20 protein-coding genes are annotated in these 24,039 nt (G+C 59.5%); 14 read left to right on the forward strand and 6 right to left on the reverse strand.

Annotated features, from left to right (window positions below):
- Positions 1-126: 126 nt before the first annotated feature.
- On the forward strand, positions 127-375 hold the full coding sequence (locus IY73_RS06110; protein WP_053962733.1) for a WhiB family transcriptional regulator: 249 nt from the start codon (positions 127-129) through the stop codon (positions 373-375).
- Positions 376-485: 110 nt separating this feature from the next.
- Here the strand turns inward: IY73_RS06110 and IY73_RS06115 are convergent, their stop codons facing one another.
- A complete protein-coding gene (locus tag IY73_RS06115) occupies positions 486-995 on the reverse strand; it encodes a metallopeptidase family protein (protein ID WP_063665781.1) in 510 nt (169 codons plus the stop codon).
- A 100-nt stretch (positions 996-1,095) separates the two neighbouring features.
- On the opposite strand from IY73_RS06115, the gene IY73_RS06120 reads away from it, so the two are divergent.
- A complete protein-coding gene (locus IY73_RS06120; protein ID WP_237023725.1) occupies positions 1,096-2,496 on the forward strand; it encodes a phosphomannomutase/phosphoglucomutase in 1,401 nt (466 codons plus the stop codon).
- A gap of 116 nt (positions 2,497-2,612) precedes the next feature.
- Here the strand turns inward: IY73_RS06120 and IY73_RS06125 are convergent, their stop codons facing one another.
- On the reverse strand, positions 2,613-3,881 hold the full coding sequence (locus IY73_RS06125) for an aminotransferase class III-fold pyridoxal phosphate-dependent enzyme (protein ID WP_053962306.1): 1,269 nt from the start codon (positions 3,879-3,881) through the stop codon (positions 2,613-2,615).
- Positions 3,882-3,893: 12 nt separating this feature from the next.
- Entirely contained in the window at positions 3,894-4,655 is a 762-nt protein-coding gene (locus IY73_RS06130; RefSeq protein WP_053962307.1) for a hypothetical protein, read from the reverse strand.
- A gap of 493 nt (positions 4,656-5,148) precedes the next feature.
- Between IY73_RS06130 and manA the strand changes: the two genes are divergently transcribed.
- The 10 genes from manA (at position 5,149) to secA (ending at position 19,253) form a co-directional block, all read left to right on the forward strand.
- Positions 5,149-6,390, forward strand: coding sequence for a mannose-6-phosphate isomerase, class I (manA, locus tag IY73_RS06135; RefSeq protein ID WP_053962308.1), 1,242 nt, complete (start codon positions 5,149-5,151; stop codon positions 6,388-6,390).
- 96 nt (positions 6,391-6,486) lie between these two features.
- Entirely contained in the window at positions 6,487-7,992 is a 1,506-nt protein-coding gene (gene ahcY, locus IY73_RS06140) for an adenosylhomocysteinase (RefSeq protein ID WP_053962309.1), read from the forward strand.
- Positions 7,993-8,029: 37 nt separating this feature from the next.
- A complete protein-coding gene (locus IY73_RS06145) occupies positions 8,030-8,725 on the forward strand; it encodes a dTMP kinase (protein ID WP_237023726.1) in 696 nt (231 codons plus the stop codon).
- 53 nt (positions 8,726-8,778) lie between these two features.
- The gene (locus tag IY73_RS06150; protein ID WP_053962310.1) at positions 8,779-9,711 is read left to right on the forward strand and encodes a cation diffusion facilitator family transporter; all 933 of its coding nucleotides are present in this window, start codon (positions 8,779-8,781) and stop codon (positions 9,709-9,711) included.
- Between the two features lie 5 nt (positions 9,712-9,716).
- Positions 9,717-10,394, forward strand: coding sequence for an MtrAB system response regulator MtrA (mtrA, locus tag IY73_RS06155; RefSeq protein WP_053979082.1), 678 nt, complete (start codon positions 9,717-9,719; stop codon positions 10,392-10,394).
- 3 nt (positions 10,395-10,397) lie between these two features.
- Positions 10,398-12,896 (forward strand): MtrAB system histidine kinase MtrB, encoded by a 2,499-nt coding sequence (gene mtrB, locus IY73_RS06160; RefSeq protein ID WP_053979083.1) that lies wholly within the window; start codon positions 10,398-10,400, stop codon positions 12,894-12,896.
- Positions 12,896-14,650 (forward strand): LpqB family beta-propeller domain-containing protein, encoded by a 1,755-nt coding sequence (locus tag IY73_RS06165; protein WP_053962313.1) that lies wholly within the window; start codon positions 12,896-12,898, stop codon positions 14,648-14,650. The genes mtrB and IY73_RS06165 overlap by 1 nt, the downstream gene beginning before the upstream one ends.
- A gap of 194 nt (positions 14,651-14,844) precedes the next feature.
- Positions 14,845-15,447 carry a ComF family protein gene (locus IY73_RS06170; protein ID WP_158408679.1) on the forward strand — a complete coding sequence of 201 codons (603 nt, stop codon included), beginning with the start codon at positions 14,845-14,847 and terminating at the stop codon, positions 15,445-15,447.
- Between the two features lie 248 nt (positions 15,448-15,695).
- Positions 15,696-16,388, forward strand: a complete 693-nt coding sequence (hpf, locus tag IY73_RS06175) for a ribosome hibernation-promoting factor, HPF/YfiA family (RefSeq protein WP_096334791.1) — start codon at positions 15,696-15,698, stop codon at positions 16,386-16,388.
- 126 nt (positions 16,389-16,514) lie between these two features.
- The gene (secA, locus tag IY73_RS06180) at positions 16,515-19,253 is read left to right on the forward strand and encodes a preprotein translocase subunit SecA (protein ID WP_053962316.1); all 2,739 of its coding nucleotides are present in this window, start codon (positions 16,515-16,517) and stop codon (positions 19,251-19,253) included.
- Positions 19,254-19,456: 203 nt separating this feature from the next.
- On the opposite strand, the gene IY73_RS06185 is transcribed toward secA, so the two are convergent.
- Positions 19,457-20,281: an Rv3235 family protein gene (locus tag IY73_RS06185; RefSeq protein ID WP_053962317.1), complete on the reverse strand. Its 825-nt coding sequence runs from the start codon at positions 20,279-20,281 to the stop codon at positions 19,457-19,459.
- Positions 20,282-20,537: 256 nt separating this feature from the next.
- On the opposite strand from IY73_RS06185, the gene IY73_RS06190 reads away from it, so the two are divergent.
- Positions 20,538-20,939, forward strand: coding sequence for an HAD-IA family hydrolase (locus IY73_RS06190; protein WP_053962318.1), 402 nt, complete (start codon positions 20,538-20,540; stop codon positions 20,937-20,939).
- The gene (locus IY73_RS06195) at positions 20,939-21,460 is read left to right on the forward strand and encodes a DUF6912 family protein (protein ID WP_053962319.1); all 522 of its coding nucleotides are present in this window, start codon (positions 20,939-20,941) and stop codon (positions 21,458-21,460) included. Before IY73_RS06190 ends, IY73_RS06195 begins: the two co-directional genes overlap by 1 nt.
- A gap of 48 nt (positions 21,461-21,508) precedes the next feature.
- Here IY73_RS06195 and rsgA read toward each other — a convergent pair whose 3' ends face one another.
- Both rsgA and aroA read right to left on the reverse strand, forming a co-directional pair.
- Positions 21,509-22,606, reverse strand: a complete 1,098-nt coding sequence (rsgA, locus tag IY73_RS06200) for a ribosome small subunit-dependent GTPase A (protein WP_053962320.1) — start codon at positions 22,604-22,606, stop codon at positions 21,509-21,511.
- Positions 22,597-23,985 carry a 3-phosphoshikimate 1-carboxyvinyltransferase gene (gene aroA, locus IY73_RS06205; RefSeq protein ID WP_063665782.1) on the reverse strand — a complete coding sequence of 463 codons (1,389 nt, stop codon included), beginning with the start codon at positions 23,983-23,985 and terminating at the stop codon, positions 22,597-22,599. The genes rsgA and aroA overlap by 10 nt, the downstream gene beginning before the upstream one ends.
- Positions 23,986-24,039: the final 54 nt, after the last annotated feature.

The raw sequence follows: 24,039 nt of genomic DNA on the forward strand, positions 1-24,039 counted from the left end.
TTGCTTTTGCGCCCATTTTTGGGTGTAATAACAAGTGTGTAAGTAACCGCTTGCGCATCTTCACGACACACGACAGGAGGCTACGTGACTAGTTACGGAGCTCCAGGTGCTGTGCCGCTCGCTAGCATGAGTGTCGAAGAACTGATTACTGCTGTTGAACTCGAATGGCAGGAAAGAGCTCTCTGCGCACAGACCGATCCGGAAGCATTCTTTCCGGAAAAGGGCGGTTCCACACGTGAGGCTAAGCGCATCTGCCAAAGCTGCGAAGTTCGTGACGAGTGCCTGGAATACGCACTTGAGCACGACGAACGCTTTGGTATCTGGGGTGGCTTGTCGGAGCGTGAACGTCGCCGCTTGAAGAAACGCGCTATCTAAATATTCTTGAAGACCTTGTTTGAGGGCCTCCCGCGGGAGGCCCTCAAACATATGTGATGGAACGGCATGCTGCCGCGCGACCGACGGCACATCACACACTCGAGGAGTCCCTATACCTGGGGCCCCTCGTCATAATGGGGGTCGATAAGCTGCGGCTCCACATTGAGGTGATAGGCCACCAACTTGCTGAGGATAGCGTGCAAAAGCCGTTGCATCTGCATTTCGTCCTCACATCGCTCCTCAATAGGCTTGCGGAAAAGCACGATACGCGGGCGGATAGGAGTACCCCACTTATCAAAAGATGCGGGCAGGACACGGCCCAGGGGAATAGGTCCGTCAGCGGCGACGGAGTCCGGCCAGAGAGTGGAACCGGCTTTGAGACGCATCCGTGGCACCATATCGACGGCTAGATCGAGATCGCCCAATTCATCGTGGAAGGTTGCGTCGATCCGGGCAAAGGCCTCTAAGGCGTTTTCATCGAACGCGGATGCGCGGGTGCAATAGCGAGGAACCTGCGGAGGGATGATGGGGCCACGGGGACCCCGTCCGCGGCGATCTGCGCGGCGGCTGGTCAGCGGCTGCCAAGGCGGGGGATAGGGAACCGTGGTGTCCTTAGTCATAGTGTTAGCTTATCTAGCCCGTCCTAAGATGGCAGGTTCCATGCCGAAAGGCGGTAGGCTTAGTGTGTCTAAATGCATTCACTAAGAAGGAGATATCCCGGTGAGCAATGCTGCTGCTTCGTCCCCTCGGTGGGATCCTGCATTTATCGCCGATGTCATTAAGGCCTATGACATCCGCGGATTGGTTGGTGAACAGATCACCACCGATTTTGTGCGTGCAGTGGGTCAATCGTTTGGCCGTCTGATGCGATCGGAAGGCGCCCTCAGCGTCGTTGTCGCACACGACATGCGCGACTCCGGCCCCGAGCTGGTGGATGCGTTCGCAGAAGGTGTCGTCGCGCAAGGACTCAATGTGGTGAATATTGGTCTCGCATCGACGGATGAGATGTACTGCGCCTCCGGTCTCTTGCAGATGCCTGGTGCCATGTTTACGGCATCTCACAACCCCGCTGCGTACAACGGCATTAAACTCTGCCGGGCTGGTGCCCGTCCGGTGGGCCAGGATACGGGCCTTGCCACCATTTCCCGAGAACTGGCGGAGGGCGTACCAGAGTTCCGCGGCGCCCACGGCTATGCCACTAACCGCGATATGCTGCCCGATTACGTGGATTACCTCAACAAGCTTGTTGACCTGAAGGATGTGCGGCCTCTGACTGTGGCCGTGGATGCTGGTAACGGTATGGCCGGTTATACCGTTCCGGCAGTGTGGGAGAACCTCCCGCTCACCGTGGAAGCACTGTACTTCGAGCTTGATGGGTCTTTCCCGAACCATGAGGCAAATCCGCTGGATCCCAAGAACTTGGTGGATCTGCAGAAATTCACCCCCGAGGTGAAGGCTGATATCGGTGTAGCGTTCGACGGTGATGCTGACCGCTGCTTTGTCGTTGATGAGAAGGGCCAGCCGGTGTCTCCTTCTGCCATTGCTGCCCTGGTGGCGGAGCGAGAGCTGGCACGCGAGCCGGGTTCAGCCGTCATCCACAACCTCATTACCTCCAAGGCTGTGCCGGAGATCATCCGCGAGAATGGGGGAGAGCCTGTGCGGACCCGTGTGGGGCACTCCTTTATTAAGGCAAAGATGGCGGAGACGAATGCTATTTTCGGCGGGGAGCATTCTGCCCACTACTACTTCAGAGATTTCTGGCGCGCAGACTCTGGCATGCTGGCTGCTATGCATGTGCTGGCAGCGTTGGGACAGCAAGATAAGCCGTTGTCCGAGATGATGGCGAAGTACACCCGCTATGCTGCCTCCGGTGAGATTAACTCTCGATTGACAAGTTCCGCGGCGCAGACAGAGCGTACTGAAGCTGTGGTGGCTGCGTTCGCTGACCGGACGGAGAGCATCGACCGTCTCGATGGTGTGACTGTCGACTTGAAGGACGGCAATTGGTTCAACGTGCGCGCCTCGAACACTGAGCCGCTGCTGCGTCTCAACGTCGAGGCCAACACTCCGGAGGCTGTGGACATGTTGGTGGAGGAGATCCTCGCCATTATTCGTGCCTGAGCTGTTAGTCGCGCGTAGCTGTCCTTATATCTAGTTCGCACCGTACTATCCCCGCATAAAAAGAACCCCCGCTGTGGTTGCGGGGGTTCTTTTAGCCTCAAGAGTGGCAAACGGACTTAGACAGTGAATCCCATATCCGGATGGCGGGAAGCAACTACGGAGAGCGCCTCGTCGCAGATCTCGATGGTCTTGTCCACATCTTCCTGGGTTTCAGACAGGTTGGTGAAGTGGTTGTGGTGCGAGGCCAGGAGGGCACCACGCTTGACTGCTTCAGCGACGAACTCCTGGTGGAGCTTGAAGTTGTTGTCATCAGCGAGACGAATGTAGAAGAGGCTAGGTTCACCACTGGTGACCATGTGGAAGCCGTGGTTTGCGGCAACTTTCTCCATACCACTCATAATGCCTTCACCGATGACGCGCATGTGGCCACAAGCGTCTTCGTGATTGCGCAGCTTGGTGATGTTGGCGATAGCAGCAGCAAACGGAGCTGCGGTGTGCCAGTAGGAGCCAGTGTACATAACGGCGGAGCAAGCATCCTTGAGAGAATCCTTACCGCAGAGAGCCGACACGTTCCAGCCGTTGGCGAGTGCCTTACAGAAGCAGATAAGGTCTGCTTCAAAACCGAAGAAGTGGTCGGAGCCCTGGAGGTCCAGACGCCAGCCGGCGCGAACGTCGTCGACGATGAGGACGATGCCGTTGTCGGTGCAGAGCTTGCGGACCTGCTCCCAGTAGCCGGGAGCAGGGAGAATATTATCTCCGAAAGCGCAGTGGAGGTAAGGCATGGCGATGAGGCCAGCGATCTCACCTTCGTTAGCAGCGATAACATCCTTAAGTTGTTGGAGGTTGTTCCAGTCAATGTAGATGTTGTTAGATACGTCGGCGGAGGATACACCCGGGTCGCCTTCGTGCTGCATCCACATGTTCACACCGTGGTAGGAGCCGTTGTACATGATGATCTTGTCGCGGCCGGTGGCGGAACGAGCGGTCATCATGGCCAGGTTGGTAACGTCGCCACCGTTCTTGGCGAAGAGCGCCCAGTCAGCGATGTTGACGGTATCTACCAGCAGTTCAGCGAGGTTGATGGAGAGTGTACCGGGGAGGGTGATGCAGTCACCAGTGCGGCAAGCCTTGAAAGCGGCTTCATTGATGTCATCATCAGCGTAGCCCTGAATCATAGGACCGTAGGCAGCCATGTGATCGATGAACTTGTTGCCGTCGAGATCCCAGATGTAGGCGCCCTTGGCGTGATCAGAGTAGAAGGGGTAGGCAGATGCAGGAATGTGGCAGCCCTCGGTCGGTCCAAGGTGGCCGTAAATACCGCCGGGGATGACCTTAGTTGCACGGGCAAAAGCCTCGCGGTTCTTGGGGTAATCGAAAATTTCCATGGATATTTCTCCTTAGGCCAGGTAACGGGAGACGCGTCCGAGCATCTTGTTCGCGGCGTCGATGTTGAGGATCACACCACTCATGACAAGCTTGTCCTGACCGATGATCGCGTAGGTGTCGACGGCACCGTCAAGCACTGCGCGGAAGGTCTCTTTGCTGTCGAAGGTCATCCACGCGTTGGGGTCGGTGTGGGAACCATCGGGGGAGAAGGTCAACTTGTGGTCCTTGGTCTGGCAGGCGAACTTGATGCCTTCGGAGGGGACCTCTACGATCAATGCGCCGTCGCGCATACCGTGAGCTATTTTCTGGCCGACCGGGTCAGTATTGGCGACCTCACAGAGAGCTGCGAAAGCGACGTTAGCAGTGAGGAACGTCTTCAGTTCCTCTTCCTCCGCGGTGAGAGTGACACCTTCGGGAGTCTGGAGGATATAGGACAGACGATCAGTCAGCTTAGTGAAGGGACCAAGTAGGAAGCCCATGCGGTGGGCACCCCACATCGGTACCGGGATGCCCTTGCCGGCGATCATGGAGTTGAAGTGGGCCGGAGACACGAAGCCGAGACGAAGATCCGGCTTGGAAGGGCCAGGGGCTTCGCTGCGCGCAGTGCCATGATCGAAGATCAGGGTGCGGGGTTCAATGCCGGGGATATCAAAACGGACAGAGATATTGCTGTCCTTAACGATTTCCCGTGCAACGGGGTCGTTCTCGACGAGCGGAACGCAGGCTCGCAGAACGGCGTGCAGATTGATGGAAGCCATAGTACGGGTATCCATCTTTCCTCCTATCACGGTGGAACGGGGCTCCGCAGCGGCTCGAGCTGCTGAACTCCTAGTTATGCAGATTGGGTCTGCCTTATTCGTTTCTGTACGCAAAACTACAGTTCGGTTGCACACCTAAAATACGGGGCGCGAACGCCCTTAAGTCTAGCGAGGAATGTTTTCTCCCAAGCGGGGATTTCAAGAAAAAAGAGGAATATCTCGATGGGGCGGACAGTTCCTCGAAAGAATCGTGGTAAATGCCACTTTTTTACCCCCTGTGATGTGTATATCTGCAGGTCAACGTCACTTTAATGAACCCTGAAGATATCTTATAAGTTGTCATAGAGAGTTGCTGAAAAACTGTTAGTTACCGAATGGCTAGTACACTCACAATGGACTGTATGGAATGTAGTTATAGCGCGTGCAGCGGCCGGCCTGAGTGTGATATCGGTACGGTCGATGCAGAGGAATCAGACGGCAGGTCATACACCTCACTGGAAAGGCAATAATGTACCTACTCGATGGTGCTATCCGGAACTATGCCTGGGGCTCTCATCAAGAGCTAGCCGCGCTGCGTGAAGCACCCACCCCCACCGAGCACCCCGAAGCAGAAATGTGGTTTGGTGCGCATTCCGGCGATCCTGCCCCCCTCGCCGCCGACCACACGCGTACCCTTCTCGACGTCATCACTTCCGCTCCCGCACAGGAACTTGGTTCGTTCATTTCCCAGGACTTCGAGGGGCATCTGCCTTTCCTCCTCAAAGTTTTGGCCGCGGAAAAACCCCTTTCGCTGCAAGCCCACCCCAGCACACAACAAGCACAGGAAGGCTTTGCCCGCGAGAATGCGCAAGGGGTCCCGCTGGATGCCCCCGACCGCAACTACCATGACCCCAACCACAAACCGGAACTCATTGTTGGTCTCACCCGTTTCCACGCTCTGGCTGGATTCCGAGATCCACAAAAAACACTTGCCCTCTTTGATGCACTTGCCGTGACCGAGCTGCAACCCTTTGCAGAAATGCTGCGCGCCGAGCCCGACGCTAACGGAATCCGCGCAGTGATGACTACTCTCATCACCCTTACCCGTGGACATCTACACGACTGCATCACCGCAGCACAACAGGCTGCACAGCGTTTAGTGGCGGAGAACGATGCGTGGGTAGATGAGGCCGCTACGTTCCTCAACCTCGTCTCTGAGTACGGAGTCGATGCGGGGGCACTCTGTGCTCTTCTTCTCAATCGCATCACTTTGGAGCCAGGCGAGGCGATTTTCATGGGGCCGGGAATGCTGCATGCCTATCTGCATGGTGTCGGCGTCGAAATTATGGCGAACTCCGACAATGTCCTGCGCGGAGGTCTTACCCCCAAGCACGTGGATGTCCCCGAACTTATGCATGTGCTGCAGTTCGATGCACTCCTTGACCCGGTCGCCCCGGCCGTCCCGGTGGAGACCCCTACCCACGGCATCTTCCCTACGGAGGGTATCGACTCGGTGGAATACCTCACCCCGGTGCCCGAATTCCGCCTCAGTCGCACCCGTCTGGAGGCAGAGATGACCACCGATATTGGGGTGGAGGGACCGTTTATCGTGTTGGTGACGGAAGGATCTGTCACCCTCACTCCACACACTGGAGACGAGTATCTGGATGTGCCTGCTGGACAGGCCGCCTGGGTCGGTTCGTGGGAGGATCGCCCTGCCATTGCCACTGGTGAGAGCCCCGCAACTGTTTTCCTGGCACGCGTACCGTAAAGTATTCCTTGCATGCCGGGAGCCACTGCTGCCCCGGCGTCTCCACATGGACGGCGTGCTGAGTTCCCTACCCTCTGACTAATTGCAGGAGAAAGAATGTCTGAACGTGTTGTGGACACCCGCAACGGACTGGAATTTAAGGTTCGCGATCTGAGCCTGGCGGAAGCTGGCCGAATGCAGATCACCCTCGCCGAGCATGAGATGCCGGGTCTGATGGCGCTACGCGAAGAATACCGTGACGTGCAGCCGCTGAAAGGTGCCCGCATTGCCGGCTCCATCCATATGACCATCCAGACTGCCGTACTGATCGAGACCCTGGTCGCTCTTGGCGCCCAGGTGCGGTGGTGCTCTTGCAACATCTTCTCCACCCAGGATGAGGCTGCTGCGGCCATTGTGGTCGGCAAGTACGGCACCCCAGAAGAGCCCAAGGGCGTCCCCGTCTTCGCTTGGAAGGGCGAAACCCTCGAAGAATACTGGTGGTGTACCTCGCAGATCATGCACTGGCCGGCCGTCGCAGGAGACCCCACCTCGGCCTACCCGAACATGATCCTTGATGACGGTGGCGACGCCACCCTTATGGTTATCACCGGTATCGACTACGAAAATGCCGGCGTGGTACCCCCCATCACCGACCGTGACTCCGCCGACGAGAAGGTCCTCAAGACCCTCCTGGAGGACCTCCTGGCTGCTGACCCCGACAAGAACTTCTTCCAGAATGTGGGCGCTACCGTCCGTGGCGTCACCGAAGAAACCACCACTGGTGTCCACCGCCTCTACCAGTTCGCGCAGCAAGGCACCCTGCCCTTCCCCGCAATGAACGTCAACGACGCCGTCACCAAATCGAAGTTCGATAACAAGTACGGCACCCGCCACAGTCTGCTCGACGGCATCAACCGCGGTACTGACGTCCTCATCGGTGGCAAGTCGGTGCTGCTGTGTGGCTACGGCGACGTGGGCAAAGGCTGCGCAGAAGCCTTTGACGGTCAAGGTGCCCGCGTCCACACCACGGAGGCTGACCCCATTAACGCCCTGCAAGCCCTCATGGATGGCTTCCCGGTCGTCACCGTGGATGACTTCATCGAGCAAGCAGATATTGTTGTCACCGCCACCGGCAACCTCGGCATCATCACCTTCGACCACATGTGTCGTATGAAGGACCAGGCCATCCTCGGCAATATCGGCCACTTCGACAATGAAATCGACATGGCCGTCCTGGAAAGCCACCCCAAGGTCAAGCGCACCCCTATCAAGCCGCAGGTGGACCTCTTCACCTTCGACCCCAGCCTGGACGGCGGCCGCGGCCACAGCATCATCGTGCTGTCCGAAGGGCGCCTCCTCAACCTGGGCAACGCTACCGGGCACCCCTCTTTCGTGATGTCCAACTCCTTCGCCGACCAGACCGCCGCACAGATCGAGCTGTTCCAGAATTCGGAGAACTACGACAACGAGGTCTACCGCCTCCCTAAGCGTCTGGATGAAAAGGTCGCCCGCATCCATGTGGAAGCCCTCGGTGGAAAACTCACCAAGTTGTCCAAAGAACAGGCACAATACCTTGGTGTGGATGTGGAAGGCCCCTTCAAGCCGGAACACTACCGCTACTAAACTCTGCCGCCCGCAGTTTCCATAAAAAGGGAGACCCATGTTTCAGAACGCGCTGTTAGTTGCTATTGAAGGCGTCGATGGCGCCGGCAAGAACACGCTCACAAGCGCAGTGGCGTGCTCCCTAGAAACAGCCGGCGTTCGGGTGTCCCGTATCGCTTTTCCGCGTTACGGGACGCTCCACGCAGACCTCGTCTCTGCTGCCCTCCACGGGCAGATGGGGGATCTCATCGAGAGCGCCTACGGAATGGCGACACTCTTTGCCCTAGACCGCAAGGGCGCTCTCCATCCTGGATTAGGGCTGGCCGCACTCACCGCGGACGCCTGCGAGGAGTCTGTGAACCAGCCGCATATCATCCTCATGGATCGCTGGGTTGCCTCGAACGCCGCCTATTCCGCTGCCCGCACCCAGCAGTCTATTGACGAGCCTGGCGGGATTGTTGAATGGGTGGCCGACCTGGAGTTTTCTCGCTTCGGACTACCCGTACCCGACCTCACCATCCTGCTTGATGTGCCCGTCTCTCTCGCCCGAGAGCGGGCAGCGGGGAGGGAAGCCTTTGACGCCTCCCGCACCCGCGACCTCTACGAGCAGGATAGTCCCCTGCAGGAACGAACCGCTGCCGCCTACCGCGCCCTCGCTACTGCGCAGTGGCAAGGTCCGTGGCTGTCCGTCACCGCCGACGTGAACCCCCACGTAGTGGCAGAAACGCTACTGTCATCCCTCTCCGCACAGTAGCGTGTTCTCTCCACAGTCCATTTCGTTTACTTTGCTATCGCAGGAGATAACTCATGTCCGCTTCTGGGGGTAAGAAGGCCATTGTCGCCGCGCTCCTCGCCAACCTTGGTATCGCCATCGCTAAGTTCGTCGGCTTCCTCGTCACCGGTGCTGCCTCGATGATGGCCGAGGCCATCCACTCGGTAGCCGATACATCCAACCAGATTCTGCTGCTTATTGGAGATAAACGGGCAGAAAAAGCCCCCGATCGTACCCACCAGTTCGGTTATGCCCGCAACATTTACTTCTACGGTTTCATCGTGGCGCTCGTCATCTTCCTGCTGGGCGGAGTGTTCTCCGCAGGGGAAGGCGCTGAGAAGATCATGCATTCTCTGCAAGGCACCGAAGAGGGGGGAAACCACCTGGTGGCCATCATCATCCTGGTGGTGGTGCTGGCACTGGAATCCTTCTCTTTGGCGACGGCGGTGAAGGAAGCGAAAAAGGTAAAGGGAGACTACAGCTGGTGGCAGTTCATCCGCCACAGTCATGAACCGTCCCTTATCGTTCTCATCATGGAGGACTCGGGTGCCCTCATCGGCCTGGTTCTGGCCCTCATCGGTGTATCGGTGTCGTGGGCCACAGGTAACAACGTATGGGATGGTGTGGGAGCCCTCTGCATTGGTGTCCTGCTCATCATCATTGCCATCGTGCTCATTGTGGAAATGAAGTCCATGCTCATTGGCGAATCCCTGGATGAGGAGGATTTTGACCGGCTGGTTGCCGCCCTGGAATCTGTTCCGCAGGTACAGCGTGTCATCTATTGCCAGACTGAGTTTCTTGGCCCCGCCGAGGTACTTGTTGCCGCTAAGATAGGGGTATCTCCAGAGCTCAGCAGTGCAGAGCTCGCTCTCGCCATCGATGAGGCCGAAGCTGCCGTCCGTCGGACCGACCAGAAGCACTACCGGATCTTCATCGAACCGGATATTGACCAGCTGCAGAAGGGATAGCCGTTATGGCCCACATTCTCGTTGTCGATGACGATGAAGCTCTCGCCGAGATGCTCAGCATCGTGCTGGAAAATGAAGGTTTCAGCACTACCATCGTGGGTGACGGCAACGAAGCCCTCCGTCTCTACCAGGAAATTAACCCCGACCTTATCCTGCTCGACCTCATGCTCCCCGGAATGAATGGTGTCGACGTTTGCAAGGCAATCCGCCGTTCCTCTGCTGTCCCCATCATCATGCTCACCGCAAAGACCGACACCATCGACGTGGTTCTCGGCCTGGAATCCGGAGCGGACGACTACGTCACCAAGCCCTTTAAACCGAAGGAACTGGTGGCCCGTGTGCGCGCCCGCCTGCGTAGCAACCAGGAGCAGTCCTCTGACATTCTCACCATCGGTAATGTCTCCATCAATGTGGCGGCCCATACTGTTACCCGGGATGGTAAGTATGTCTCCCTCACGCCGCTGGAATTCGATCTGTTGACGGAGCTGGCTTCCAAGCCGGGACGCGTCTTTACGCGCGAGACACTGCTCCAACATGTGTGGGGCTATGACCATGCCACCGACTCCCGCCTCATTAACGTGCACGTGCAGCATCTGCGCTCCAAGATCGAGGAAGACCCCGAAAACCCCAAGATTGTGGTGACGGTACGCGGCGTCGGCTATAAAGCTGGTACGGGAAACTAGTCCATGACGCGGCATCCCCGGCATTCGTGGCATCCCGGTGACGGCACTTCTGCTGACTCCGGGGCGCCTGCTGCTACCACTCGTAGCGCACCGGGTATCTCCTATGTGCCACTTCCTGGGCGCCATGCCACTGATGACGAACCGACAGCGGCGAAAGTTTCTGCTCCGTCTGCCCCTCTGTCTGCCGACGAGATGCCTGTCGGTGGCTTTCCCGCGAACGAGTATGCGGGCGGCGAGCATGCTGGGGGGAGTTCTTCTACTGGCGAAGCGACGGTGGCTTCTACTGAACCCCACGACAATACTGGCACGGCAGTAGCCGACGAAGGAGTTATTGTCGACAGCGCCGCTGAAGCGCCGGAGGCCTCCGCACCCGCTTCCGACAGCACCGCGCGCACCTCCTGGTCCCGCCGCCGCACGGAGCGTAAAGAACAGCGGAAACAACACCGCACCGAAAAAGCCCAACGGCCCCGCCAGCAGCGCTTCCCCTGGGTACTGCGCGGCTGGGGGCGTCGCAAACTCCGCGAAGCGAAACAGCGCTGGCGGCAGTCTCTGCAATTCCGCACCGTCACCACCACTATTGTGTTGGCCACACTCATCCTCACTCTTACTCTCTTCGGTCTCTCCGCCCAGATCGCCCAGCGCATCCTCGACAGCAAAGTGGCTGGTGCGGAACGGGACCTCTCCACCGCCCGCCTCATTGTGGAATCCCAGCTGAACGGATCCGACCGCTCCGCCACCGATGAGACTCGCATGGCGAGCGCGCTTGCTGTCCTCACTGCACAGGGGCCACAGGCGGGCCAACTTTCTGCCAACGCCGGCTCCTTTGTGCCGGTCCTTTACATTCCTGCAGACGGCCTCCGCCCCGCTATCTCCACTCCCTCCAAGCTGGCAATTCCGCCCGCATTGGTAAACTTTGTCAGCTCCAACCAGGTCTCCTACCAGTACTCTCATATGGATTTGGGGGCTGGCGACACCAAAGTTCTCATCGTCGGCACACCCACTAATGTGGACATGCCGGACCTCCAGCTCTACCTCATCTACTCCCTCGCTGGAGAAGAGCGCACCCTCAACCTCTTCAACACCACCCTCTTCTCCGGTGGTTTGCTCATCGTTATCCTCATGGGCTTCGCCTCCTACCTGGTCTCCCGGCAGATGGTGCGCCCCATCCGGCAAGCGGCCAACGCCGCCCAGCACTTCGCCTCCGGGGACCTCGACGCGCGTATGGAAATCCGTGGTGAAGACGACTTCGCCCGTCTTGGTACCTCCTTCAACGAGATGGCAGCCTCCCTGCAGCAACAGATCGTCCAGCTGGAAGAGTTCGGGTCCGCCCAGAAACGCTTCACCTCCGACGTCTCGCACGAGCTCCGCACCCCGCTCACCACTGTGCGAATGGCTGCAGACATCATCTACGATCACGCCGACGATCTCGACCCCGGTACCGCCCGCGCCTCCCAACTGATGGTGAAGGAGCTGGACAAGTTCGAATCTCTCCTCAATGATCTCCTCGAGATCTCCCGCCACGATGCCGGCGTGGCCGAGTTGAACTCGGAGCGCATTGATATCCGTACCTGTGTCTACTCGGCTATTGCCGCAGTATCCGGTGTTGCCGCATCGGCCGATGTCTCCGCCGAAATCGACATGCCGGAGACACCAGTCATGTGTGATGTGGACTCGCGGCGGGTGGAACGTATCCTCCGCAACCTGCTGGCCAACGCTTACGACCACTGCGAAAGCAAACCCGTCATTCTGACTGTCCGGGCGGGTGACGATACCGTCGGCATCTCCGTCCGCGACCATGGTGTCGGCCTTAAACCGGGTGAAGCGAAGAAAGTCTTTGACCGCTTTTGGCGTGCTGATCCCTCCCGTGTCCGCCAGTCCGGTGGCACAGGCCTGGGCTTGGCAATTGCCACCCAGGACGCCGAATTACACGGGGGCCGGCTGGAAGCCTGGGGCATGCCAGGGGAAGGCTCCTGCTTCCGCCTCACCCTGCCGCGCGAGGCAGGACGTGCGGTCACAAGTTCACCCGTTCCCCTGCGGTTCCCCGTGGTAGATGCCGGCGAGGTAACGGAACCCATGGCCACCGGGGAAATCCCCCTGAGCGAGTATCTCGAGGTAAAGCGTGCTGACGCAGGCACCGCCACCCCGCATAGTGGAGAACTTCCCGTGGTTTCCCTCGACGACCGCACCGGCGACATCCCCCTCGCGGAGGCCTACTCCGATACCGCAGTGGGGCGGACAAATGTGAACCCCACCGGCGAACTGTCGTATCCCACCGACCCTATCAGCGGCGAATTTCCCCTCCAGGAACCCCCTGCTCCACAGTCCGATTTCACCGAACGCCCCTTCAGTGGTGGGACTGAACTCAACACCGTTCCCAGTGAGCACACTACCACCGGGCCGGTATCCGCACCTTTGGAAGGGCTTGCCGAAGTCCCCGCCTCAACAGCCGGGTTCTCCGCTCCACGCCTGAGCCACCCCGATATTGTGGAGGAGGATGACTAATGGATCGTCGGTCTCGCTGCGCGAAGCTCCTTGCCCCGCTCTGCGCCCTCATCCTATGCGCTGGTTCCACAGCCTCCCTGACAGCCTGTACTGCCCTGCCCTCGGATGCCCCACCGCAGTCCCTCGGACAGTTCCGGCGCACCCCCATTACCTTCAACCCCCCAAAGCCACAGCCCGGGCGCTCCCCGGATCTCCTCCTGCGGGACTTCATACGGGCTGCTGCGGTACCCACCAACCGGCATGCTGCTGCCCGCCTCTTCCTCACCCCCAAAGGCAACGCCGACTGGGACGACCAAGCCACGCTTAAGGTGATTGAGCGCATCGACGTCAATACTATTGCCACCCCCGACGCCAACAACTTGGTCATGCAAGTGCGTGCCCGCTCGATGGGCGAAGTAGACAAGCAAGGTGCCTTCCAGTCCAACCTCTCCACCCACACTTTTGAAGTGGAGATGCATCGCAACGGCAAACAGTGGCTGATCGAGCGTTTCCCCGACGAACTCCTCGTCGACCGCGAAGCCTTTATGGCCACCTACGAATCCCAATCCATCTACTATCTAGATGTCACTGGCTCCCGAGTTGTGCCCGACCCCCGTTGGCTCTACTCCCAAGACAGCCACCTTCCCAATATGCTCATGCAGCTGTTGGCGCAGGACCCGTCACACCAGTTGCACGATATGGTGGCCAGTGAACTCCCGGAATCCGCCCATATTTCCGCAGTCCCCGGCGCACAGGGTAATGGGGTTGACGTTGAAATCTCCAACTATCAGGCAGGGTCTGAAGCATCCCGCCGCCGCCTGGCCGCTCAGATCATCTTCACCTTCGAACGGGCGCGTATCCATGGTCCCTTCTACATCACCGTGGACGGCAACCCACTGGACCCAAACCATCGGGACGGCTGGACTGCTGCTGACGTGGTGCACTACGACCCCATGTACGCCACCCGCCAGAATCCTGTGCAGTTGCACGCCATCACTTCTGATGGGCTGATGAAGGTGGGATCCAACCTCGAACCAGTGAAGGGGCCATTGGGGCGCTCACAGGATCTTCGCGCTGCTTCCTTCTCCCGTGGCGGTGAGATGATTGGTGTGGTGGAAGAAGTGCGTGACAAAGAACGCACCCCACTGGAGGTAAAAATGGGGCCAGTGGGCGGACCACTGGTCTCCGTGATGCGCGGTAGCCGGTTCTCCCGCCCCACCTGGGGACCCACGGGACAAGACATGTGGGTCGTCTCTGGTGACGATCGCATCAACCGAATTGTGTGGCAAGATGGGCGTTCGCCACTGGTTACCCGGGTCGACACGAGCCGCCTCACTCGCAAACCCGACTTCAACACCCTGCTGATTTCACCTGACGGGGTGCGATTGGCCTACATTTCTGGCGGCAAACTCTACATCGCCACCATCTACACCAGCCGTGATGGGGAAGTGTCACTGCGGAACCCACAGCGTATCTACATCTCCTCCGATGAAGTCGTGTTGTCGCTCGCCTGGCGTACCGCTACCGAGCTTCTCGTGGGCGGATCGTTGACGGATCAGCCAGTTCTCATGGTGTCTATCGACGGAGCCTCCGTCACCCCGCTCGGTATTCGCAACGTGACTGCCCCGGTCTCCGTGGTGGTCGCGAACCCCACCGGCATCTACGTCCAGGACAGTCGCGACGTGGTACGCCTGGAACAGGGGGCTGAAGGGTTCTGGCAGGATGTCCCAGCCCTGGTGAACTCACCCCGCGCGATCCCCGTGCTGGAAGGCTAAGCGGCGCAGTGTCTCCACTTTTGCCGCAGGGACTGCGGGAACTCCTGGTACCTGTACGCTGCGCTGGCTGTGGTGCGCCAGGCGAGGAGTGGTGTGACAACTGTCATCGACATTTAGCCGGTCCATCCCGCCGCCTGCGTCCGGGTGTCCTTGTCCCGTGCCCAGTGTGGAGTGTGGGCCCGTATAGTGGGCCTGTGGCGGCGGGGATTGTGGCGTTGAAAGAGGAGCGACGGCATCGTTTGGGAGCTCCTTTTGGGGCGGCGCTGGCAGAAGCAGCTGCTGGGCTGGTGGAGGCTGGCGAGTTGTTACATCCGGCAGAGCGCCCTTGGTTGATTGTGCCCGCACCTTCCACCGTGGAGGCAGTGCGCGAGCGCGGTTTCCACCATATGCGGGAGGTGGGGCAGGAGATGGCACGCTATCTGCAGCAGGCGTCCAGCAACGGGGTGCTGGGAGGTGTGACTGGCGAGATTGTGGTGGCGGAGCTTCTCCGTGCTGCGCCGCACCGTGATGCGGTGGGTTTGACGGCAGAGCAGCGGCGGACGAACTTAGCCGGTGCGATTACCTGCGATCCGGATATGGCCACTCAGCTGGCATTGTTGGCCCCACTGGCAACCTCACCCGCAGCAGAAGTGGTGCGACCCCAAGTTCCCACGCTACCGCATAGTGTGTTCTCGCACTGGGAAAATCTGGTGATAGATGACGTGACAACAACTGGTGCCACGCTCGCAGAGTGTTTTTTCGCACTCCACCATGTGGGTATGCGGCCGCGAGGTGCGCTTACTCTGGCGTCTGCCTAGTGCACATTGGGCTGTGTCAGAAAAGTAAGCCAATAGTTATGGCAACCCAAAGAACTCCTAAACAAACCTCGTTACATTGGAAAGTGAAGGAACCGAGATGCTCGGGAGAGGGACTCGGAAACTTCAGTACCACCGACGCCACCGTGGACAGCGGCAACCGTTAGTGGACCGCGGGCGGTGGCCCGTACAGGAGGTTTGTCATGTCGAAGCGTGATTCCATCCAGGAAGATACCCAGGAAGACTTCGAAGTGCCGGTGACGGCAGACGAAGAAGAGGGTCTCGTTCCTAACGCCCAAGTCATTATTCACGGGCGCAATGTTGAAGTGCCAGAGCACTTTGCCAATCGTATCAAGGGCAAGCTTGCCCGTCTGGAACGTCTCGATCCCGGCATCATTCGGTTCGAGGTAGAACTCCGCCACGAAAAGAATCCGCGCCAGTCCCGCATCCGCGACCGTATGGAGATCACCGGCCGCCGCAAGGGCGCCCCGGTACGCGCTGAAGCTGCTGAGGATAGCTTCTACGCTGCGCTCGAATCCGCCTGCGATAAGCTCGAGCGTTCGCTGCGTAAGGTGAAAGTCCGCCGCGGAATTTCCCGCTCCGGCCACCGCACCCCGACCTCGCTGCATGAGGCCTCTGCGGCCTTCATCGAAGAGGATCTCAAGGCTATTCGGGTCAATGACGGTGACGCTGCTGTCACTCCCACGGAAGCGGAGCTAGGCGAGGTCGACACCTACGCTGACCTGGTAGAAGATTCCTTGCCAGGGCGTATTGTCCGTCACAAGGTGCACCCTGATGATCCCATGACGGTCGACGATGCGCTGTACCAAATGGAGCTGGTGGGACACGACTTCTTCCTCTTCCACAACTCGGAAACCGATAAGCCCTGCGTGGTTTACCGCCGTCGCGCCTATGATTATGGCCTTATTACCCTCGGCGAATGATGTAAATCGCGAATAATCAGTAAGATAGAGACCGGCTGTATTTAGCAGTACAGCCGGTCTTTATTCTGTTCACGCAGCAGAACCGAGACACCCGTCAAACTGTCAATACATGAGGACGTTATAACTGTGGCTGTTTTGTCGAAGATTCTCCGTGTCGGTGAAGGTCGTGTCGTCAAGCGACTGAGCAAGCTTGCTGACTACGTTGTGTCCATCGAGGACGACTACGCCGACCTGACGGACGACCAGCTCCGTGCCAAGACGCAGGAATTCAAGGTTCGCCTCGACAACGGAGAAACTGTTGACGACCTGCTGCCTGAAGCATTCGCAGTAGCTCGCGAAGCCTCTTGGCGCGTCCTCGGGCAGAAGCATTACCCCGTGCAGATCATGGGCGGTGCCGCCCTCCACGAGGGACAGGTTGCCGAAATGAAGACCGGTGAAGGCAAAACCCTCACCTGTGTGCTGCCTGCCTATCTTAATGCCCTTGAAGGCAAAGGCGTTCACATTGTTACCGTGAACGACTACCTCGCCAAGCGCGACGCCGAGTGGATGGGCCGTGTCCACCGCTTCCTTGGCCTCGAAGTGGGCGTCATTCTTTCCAATATGGACCCTGACGAGCGTCGCAAGGCCTACAACTCTGACATCACCTACGGAACCAACAACGAGTTCGGTTTCGACTACCTGCGCGATAACATGGCACACTCCACTGGCGAACTGGTACAGCGTCAGCACCACTATGCCATCGTCGACGAAGTGGACTCCATCCTCATTGACGAAGCCCGTACTCCGCTCATCATCTCCGGCCCCTCCGACGCTTCCAGCCAGTGGTACCAGGAGTTTGCCCGCCTTGCCCCCATGATGGAAAAGGACAAGCATTACGAAGTCGACATCCGCAAGCGCACCGTCGGCATCACCGAGGCAGGCGTGGCTTTCGTGGAGGATCAGCTGGGTATCGACAACCTTTACGAGTCCGCCAACTCCCCGCTGGTGTCCTACCTCAACAACTCTATTAAGGCCAAGGAACTCTTCACCCGAGACAAGGACTACATGGTCGTTGACGGCGAGGTGCTCATCATTGACGAGTTCACCGGCCGTGCCTTGGCGGGCCGCCGCTACAACGAAGGTATGCACCAGGCCATCGAGGCTAAAGAAGGAGTGGAGGTGAAGGCGGAGAACCAAACTCTCGCCACCATCACCCTGCAGAACTACTTCCGTATGTACGACAAGCTGGCCGGTATGACGGGTACTGCCGAGACGGAAGCTGCAGAGCTTTACCAGATCTACAAGCTGGGCGTGGTTCCCATCCCCACTAACATGCCGATGATCCGCGACGACCAGCGTGACCTCGTCTACAAGACGCAGGAAGCTAAGTTCGAGGCCGTCGCCGACGACATTGCCGAGCGCCATGAGAAGGGCCAGCCGGTGCTGGTCGGTACCGTTTCCGTGGAGCGCTCCGAATATCTCTCCAAGCTGCTGCAGAAGCGTGGCATCAAGCACAACGTGCTGAACGCTAAGCGCAACGCAGAGGAAGCTCTCACCGTTGCGTCCGCCGGATGCGTGGGTGCCGTCACTGTCTCCACCAACATGGCAGGCCGTGGTACCGACATCGTGCTGGGTGGTAACCCCGACGTACTCGCCGATGCGGCACTCCGCAAGCGCGGCCTCGATCCGGTGGAGGATGAGGAAGCCTACCAGGACGCCTGGGAAGAGGAGATTGTTCGCCAGCGCAAGAAGGCAGAAGAAGCTGCCGAGAAGGTGCGTGAGGTTGGTGGCCTGTACGTTATCGGTACGGAGCGTCACGAATCTCGCCGTATCGACAATCAGCTGCGCGGCCGCTCCGGCCGCCAGGGCGACCCGGGCGAGTCTCGCTTCTACCTGTCGCTGGGTGACGACCTCATGCGCCGTTTCAACGGTCGTGCCGTGGAAACCTTGATGGAGCGTCTGCAGGTTCCCGACAACCAGCCCATCGATTCCCGCATGGTCACCAAGGCGATTAAGAACGCTCAGACTTCCGTCGAGTCCCAGAACTTCGAAATTCGTAAGAATGTTCTGAAGTACGACGACGTCCAGAACAAGCAGCGGCAGGTTATCTACGCAGAGCGCAAGCGCATTCTGGAAGGCGAAGACCTCAAGGAGCAGGTCGAGAACATGCTCGACGAGGTGTTGGAGGCTTACGTGAAGGGCGCTACCGAAACCGGCTATGTGGAAGACTGGGACCTCGATGCCCTGTGGACAGGTCTGCGTCAGCTCTACCCGATCGGTATCGAGTATCAGGATCTCATCGACGGTGACGAGTACGGGCAGGCAGGCGACCTCAGCGCAGACGAGCTACTGCTGGCTATCCGCGCCGATGCTCGTGCCGCCTACGAAACCCGCGAGGAAGCTATCGAGAAGATCGGTGGCCCGGATGCTATGCGTCAGGTGGAACGCTCCGTGCTGCTGCAGGTTCTCGACCGCAAGTGGCGTGAGCACCTCTACGAGATGGACTACCTCAAGGAAGGCATTGGCCTGCGCGCTATGGCCCAGCGTGATCCGCTGACGGAATATCAGCGTGAAGGCTTCGAAATGTTCGGCACCATGATGGATGGTCTCAAGGAAGAATCCATCGCCTACCTGTTCTCGGTGGGCGTGGAACCTGCTGATACCCGTTCGGAAGCCCAGCGTCGCGCCGATGAGAAAGAAATGCAGCGCACGATTCGCGCGAAGGGCGAAGCGGAAGCTGCCCTCCGTTCTGCCGCGATGAGCCTTGCCGGCCCGAATGAGCAGGGCCAGCTGGCTAACCAGAATGACCCCACGGTCCATGGTTCCCGCGCCCAGCGTCGCGCCGCCAAGCGTGCCGCCCGGAAGAAGGGCAACGTGCAGCAATAGCTGCACGCGATTGACCGCCTGGCGAAGGTGGACGATCCACTTGTTCAGATGTGAAAAGGGGAGGGTCGGCAACAGCTGGCCCTCCCCTTAGTATGTTTCCCGCGGGGCGACTGCCCTCAACGCGTAAGTTTGGTGTGCCTGGGAGCGTACGCAAGATGCGCTGACAACGCGCATGGAGCGCTCTTCAGTAGGCCTACCTACAGCTACACGAAGTTAAAAGAGGTCAGCCGCCACTTGCTCTCACACCGTTCAGCAGCCCCCGCAAACGCCTTGACCCGCGCCCCATCCCGGTAGGTGCCACACACTTCCACCCGCAGGTCCGCGTCTGCGGTAATGGCACTGGTGGGTTTTGGCTGTTGGCCGGGGCGTACTGCCGCCTGATAGCCCGGGGGAAGGGAACGCTCCAGAGCACGAGCTGCCGTAGACTCCTGAGGGTTAAGGCGCCGGGCACGCAGATGGAGCCGTAGCAGTCGCAAGGGAGCAGGCTGCATAGCCGGTGCTCCGGGAATGGTGCGGGAGGGGCCAGCGAGTTTCATAATGGCGCGGCTTCGTCCGGTTGAGAACTGCTCGACGATATTCATGATGTCAGGAGTGACGAAGCCGCGGAGATGACCAAAGGGGCGGCGGTGATCAACTGTTTCCAGCAGTTGGCTGATGACTTTGTGGACGAAGGCGCTGGAGGCGCGGTAGTCCTGCGGTTTGAGGGGTTGGCGGAAAAGCTCAGCAGTACTGGTTCGGCCACCTGCATCGAGCAGATCGTTGATACTGGAGATTGCGGGGGCAGCTTGTGCCGGTTGCTCACTATCGGCTGTAGGCTTGTCTTGGATGGAAAGTCCCGAGCTGGGGGGTTCTGCGACCGGCGTCGATGAGGCAGGAGTATTTGTGATGGCACTATGCGCCCATGCTGGGGTATGAGTGTAGGGTTGTGCGAACTGGAACCCGTCAGCGGTGGGGTATGGCGCGGGCTGCTGAGTGGGGATGGCGCTGAGCGTCGAGCTGGTGTTGTGGTAGTTCGAAGAACTGGGCACTGGGGGTCCTTTTCGTGATAAGCGTGCCGGAATTATCACAAATGTGTCTGTTGTAGAGGGATGCTACTTTGCCCGTTCACCCCTGTAGATGGATGATGGAGCCGGACAGCACCACAATATCTGCAGCTCACATGCGGTGCGGGACTCGTCATCCCACAGTGCAAGAAAAATAAAAAAGTTTGTCTGCACGGAGACGAGTTGGCCGTCGTCAGAAACACCACGTGGTCGCCAGGTTGTATACACTAGGAATGTGACTATGCGCGGATTGATCATTGATTATGCCGGTGTGCTAGAAGGCCCTGGCGCTGACGCCGAAAGCTGGAAACTGCTCCTCTCCGAACTGCGGATGAACGGCATTGGCATTGCCGTCCTCACCAACATCGATTCCTTCGACGTGCCGGCGGACCTAGCCCGGTGGAAGGAAACCGGATACGTTGACGAGATCGTCATGTCCTCGGAAATCGGGGTAGAAAAGCCAGACTTCGAAGCCTTCTACGCTGCCTGCCGAGCCCTGGGCGAGGACCACAAGGACTGCGTGTGCGTGGATGACTCCATTGAGAATATTCACGCGGCAGTGCGGGCAGGTCTGATCGGTGTGCTGTACACCGCCTATGACCGCACTGAAGCGGAACTCCGACCCCTCTTCAACCTGCACTAATGCGTATCTACATCCCCGCTCTGCTGACGGATCTACAGCGTTATGTGGGTGAGGCGGTAGTTCCGGTACGTGGAGGGACCGCTTTCGCCCTCACCCCGACACTGCGGGAATATTATGTGTCCGGTGACGACGAAGAACTAGAACACATCGCGTTCCAGGATGCCGCGCGCGCCTCGCTGCGCATCCTCAGTGGAGCCGCGGGGGATCCGGTTCCGGTGGGGGCTGCTGCACGGAAACGTGTCGTTATCTCCGCTGATGTTGATGATGCCGTCGTCACCTGCCGTCCTGACCTGGACATCGCGGTGGTACGACTAGCTGACGACAGTGTTGCCGCGCGGACAGTGGCTGCTGTGCACGTCGACCTCGATATGGCAGGGGATGCGGTGGCTGCGGCTGTCGCCGTTATTGACGCGGCCGACCTTGGAGATGAGGATGCGGAGCTAACCGTAGGGGATGCTGAGGATTTTGAACTTGCCTGGTACGCACCAGAAGAGGTGGCATTCCTCCTTGACCTGTCCTAATCGCGGAAGCATACACTCTTCGTTGCGCCGTGTGTCGTCTAGTGTCGTCTAGACTTGGTTGATACCCAAGGCCCACGCATCATTGCTATGGAGGGCGATAAGAAGTAGACGGACTGCCTCAATCCGGCGGGCCAGCGGCGAATCGGCGGGGTTTTTCGCCAGTGCAGCATCCCAGGCACAGCCTTTATCAAAGGGTTCACCCCGGTGAGTACAGCCGCGCGGGCAATCCGCTGCCAGGGTAGACAGGTCATCGAAGGCATTGACGACGGTCTCAACCGTTACATGTGCGAGACCAAAGGACCGGATGCCGGGGGAGTCTACGACCCAGCCGCCACCCGGCAGCTCCAACGCCATGGATTGGGTGGAGGTGTGCTGGCCTTTCCCTACCTTGGACACCTCCCCGGTAGGCCGTTCCGCGGCGGGAACCAACCGGTTGACGAGTGTCGATTTGCCCACCCCAGAATGGCCGATGAGAGCAGTAACGTGTCCTTCGAGATAGGTGAGGAGTTCGTCGGTCGGGTCGTCTCTGCCACATACGATGGAGGGAAGGTCGAGCCCGGTGAACTGGGTGAGGAAGCCGGTGGGGTTGGCCAGGTCGCTCTTGGTCATGCAGAGGATTGGGCGAATACCGGCTGCATAGGCGGCGATGAGGGCACGTTCGACGAACCCTTCTCGGGGCGGGGGATTGGTGGCGGCGACGACGATGAGGAGCTGGTCTGCATTAGCCACCACAATCCGTTCGTAGGGATCAGTGTCGTCGGCGGTGCGGCGTAGGACGGTGTCACGGTTGTGGAGCCGGACGATGCGGGCAATGGCATCGGGACTGCCGGAGAGGTCGCCTACGACGTCGACGATGTCGCCCACGACCATGCGTTCGCGTCCCAGGGTGCGGGCGCGGATGCAGGTGATACGGGTGCCGGCAGGGCTGATCCCGCTGGTGGGGTCACCGGTGTTGCAGGGTGCGTCGGAGAGGAGTGCGCACCCCCACCGGCCGCGGTCGATGGTAATAATGCGGGCGGTGACGGCGTCCTGGTAATTGGGGCGTTTTTTGGTGCGAGGGCGAGAGGTGCGCTGGGCGCGTACCTTGACATCGGACTCGTCGTAATCGCGGGTGCTGCGGCCGCGACGCTGGGCGCTCAGAGCCATACCTCCATTGTGTGTTGGGGTGCGCTGGAGGTGCTGGTGTGGACCTGCTCCAGGGGCGGCTTGTCGGTGCTTGTCAGGGTGCTCCAGGCAGCGGCGAACCCGGGAAGGGTTTTACTGGTGGTCTCGATGTCGTGGACCGTGACTCCCGGGACGTGGAGGCCGACGATGGCTCCCGCGGTGGCCATACGGTGGTCGGCGTAGCTGCGCCATTCGGCCCCCTGTAGCTGGGCAGGGCGAATAATAAGCCCGTCGGGGGTTTCTTCCGCATTGCCACCCAGACGGTTGATCTCCACCACGAGGGCGTTCAATCGGTTGGTTTCGTGTCCACGAAGATGGGCGATGCCGCTGAGTTCGGTGGGGGAGTCGGCACAGGCAGCCAATGCGGCGACAGTGGGGGCCAGTTCTCCCATACTGTGCATGTCGAGCGTGATGCCGTGCAGCTGCCGTGGGCCGGTGACGGTGAGGCCTGCTTCGCTCAGCTCTACCCGACAGCCCATCTGGGTGAGGATGTCGCGGATAGAGTTGCCTGGCTGGGTGGTATCGGTGGGCCAGTCAGCGATGGTGACGCTGCCTCCAGTGACGGCGGCTGCCGCCAAGAAGGGGGTGGCGTTGGAAAGGTCAGGCTCGACCATCCAGTCGTAGGCATGGAGTGTACCGGCGGGAACTAACCAGGTGTTGGGGGTAGTCGTGTCGACGTGGATGCCGTGCTTGGCGAGCATGTCCATGGTCATGACAAGGTGGGGTTGGCTGGGGACACCTTTATCGCCGGCATGGTGTATGCAGACGCCGTGCGTGAAGCGGGCGCCACAGAGCATGAGGCCAGAGACGAATTGGCTAGAGGCGGAGGCGTCAATAGTGACGTGACCGCCGTGTACTGTGCCAGCGCCAGAGACAGTAAAGGGGAGGTTGTTGCCGGCGATCGTGGCGCCGAGGTCCCGGAGGGCGTCAAGCACTGTGGCCAGGGGGCGTTGTTTGGCTTGTTCGTCACCGTCGAAGTAGGTGTCGCCGGTGGCGAGAGCAGCTACACCGGGGAGGAACCGCATGAGAGTGCCAGCGAGTCCGCAGTAGACGTGGCCACCGGTCAAGGGGTGCGGGATGACGTGCAGGGTGGTGGCACGGGGGCGTTTGCCTACCTGGGTGATGTAGCTATCGCGGGCATTGTCAGGGATGACGTCGATGATCTCTGTGCCAAGGCTCCGCAGGGCCTCAATCATGAGGTCGGTGTCGCGACTGCGGAGTGCGCCGGTGATGGTGGAGGGGCCGTCTGCTAGTGCAGCGAGGAGGAGGGCACGGTTGGTGATCGACTTGGAGCCGGGTACGTGCACGGTGGCGGACACGGGGGTGGCACCGTAGGGTGCGGCGTACAAGGTGGGACTCATACCTCCATTATCGCACGCGCCGGGTGGCAGCGGGGTTCGGTGTGAGGGGCTGCC

The sequence above is a fragment of the Lawsonella clevelandensis genome (assembly GCF_001293125.1).
Lineage (GTDB): Bacteria > Actinomycetota > Actinomycetes > Mycobacteriales > Mycobacteriaceae > Lawsonella > Lawsonella clevelandensis.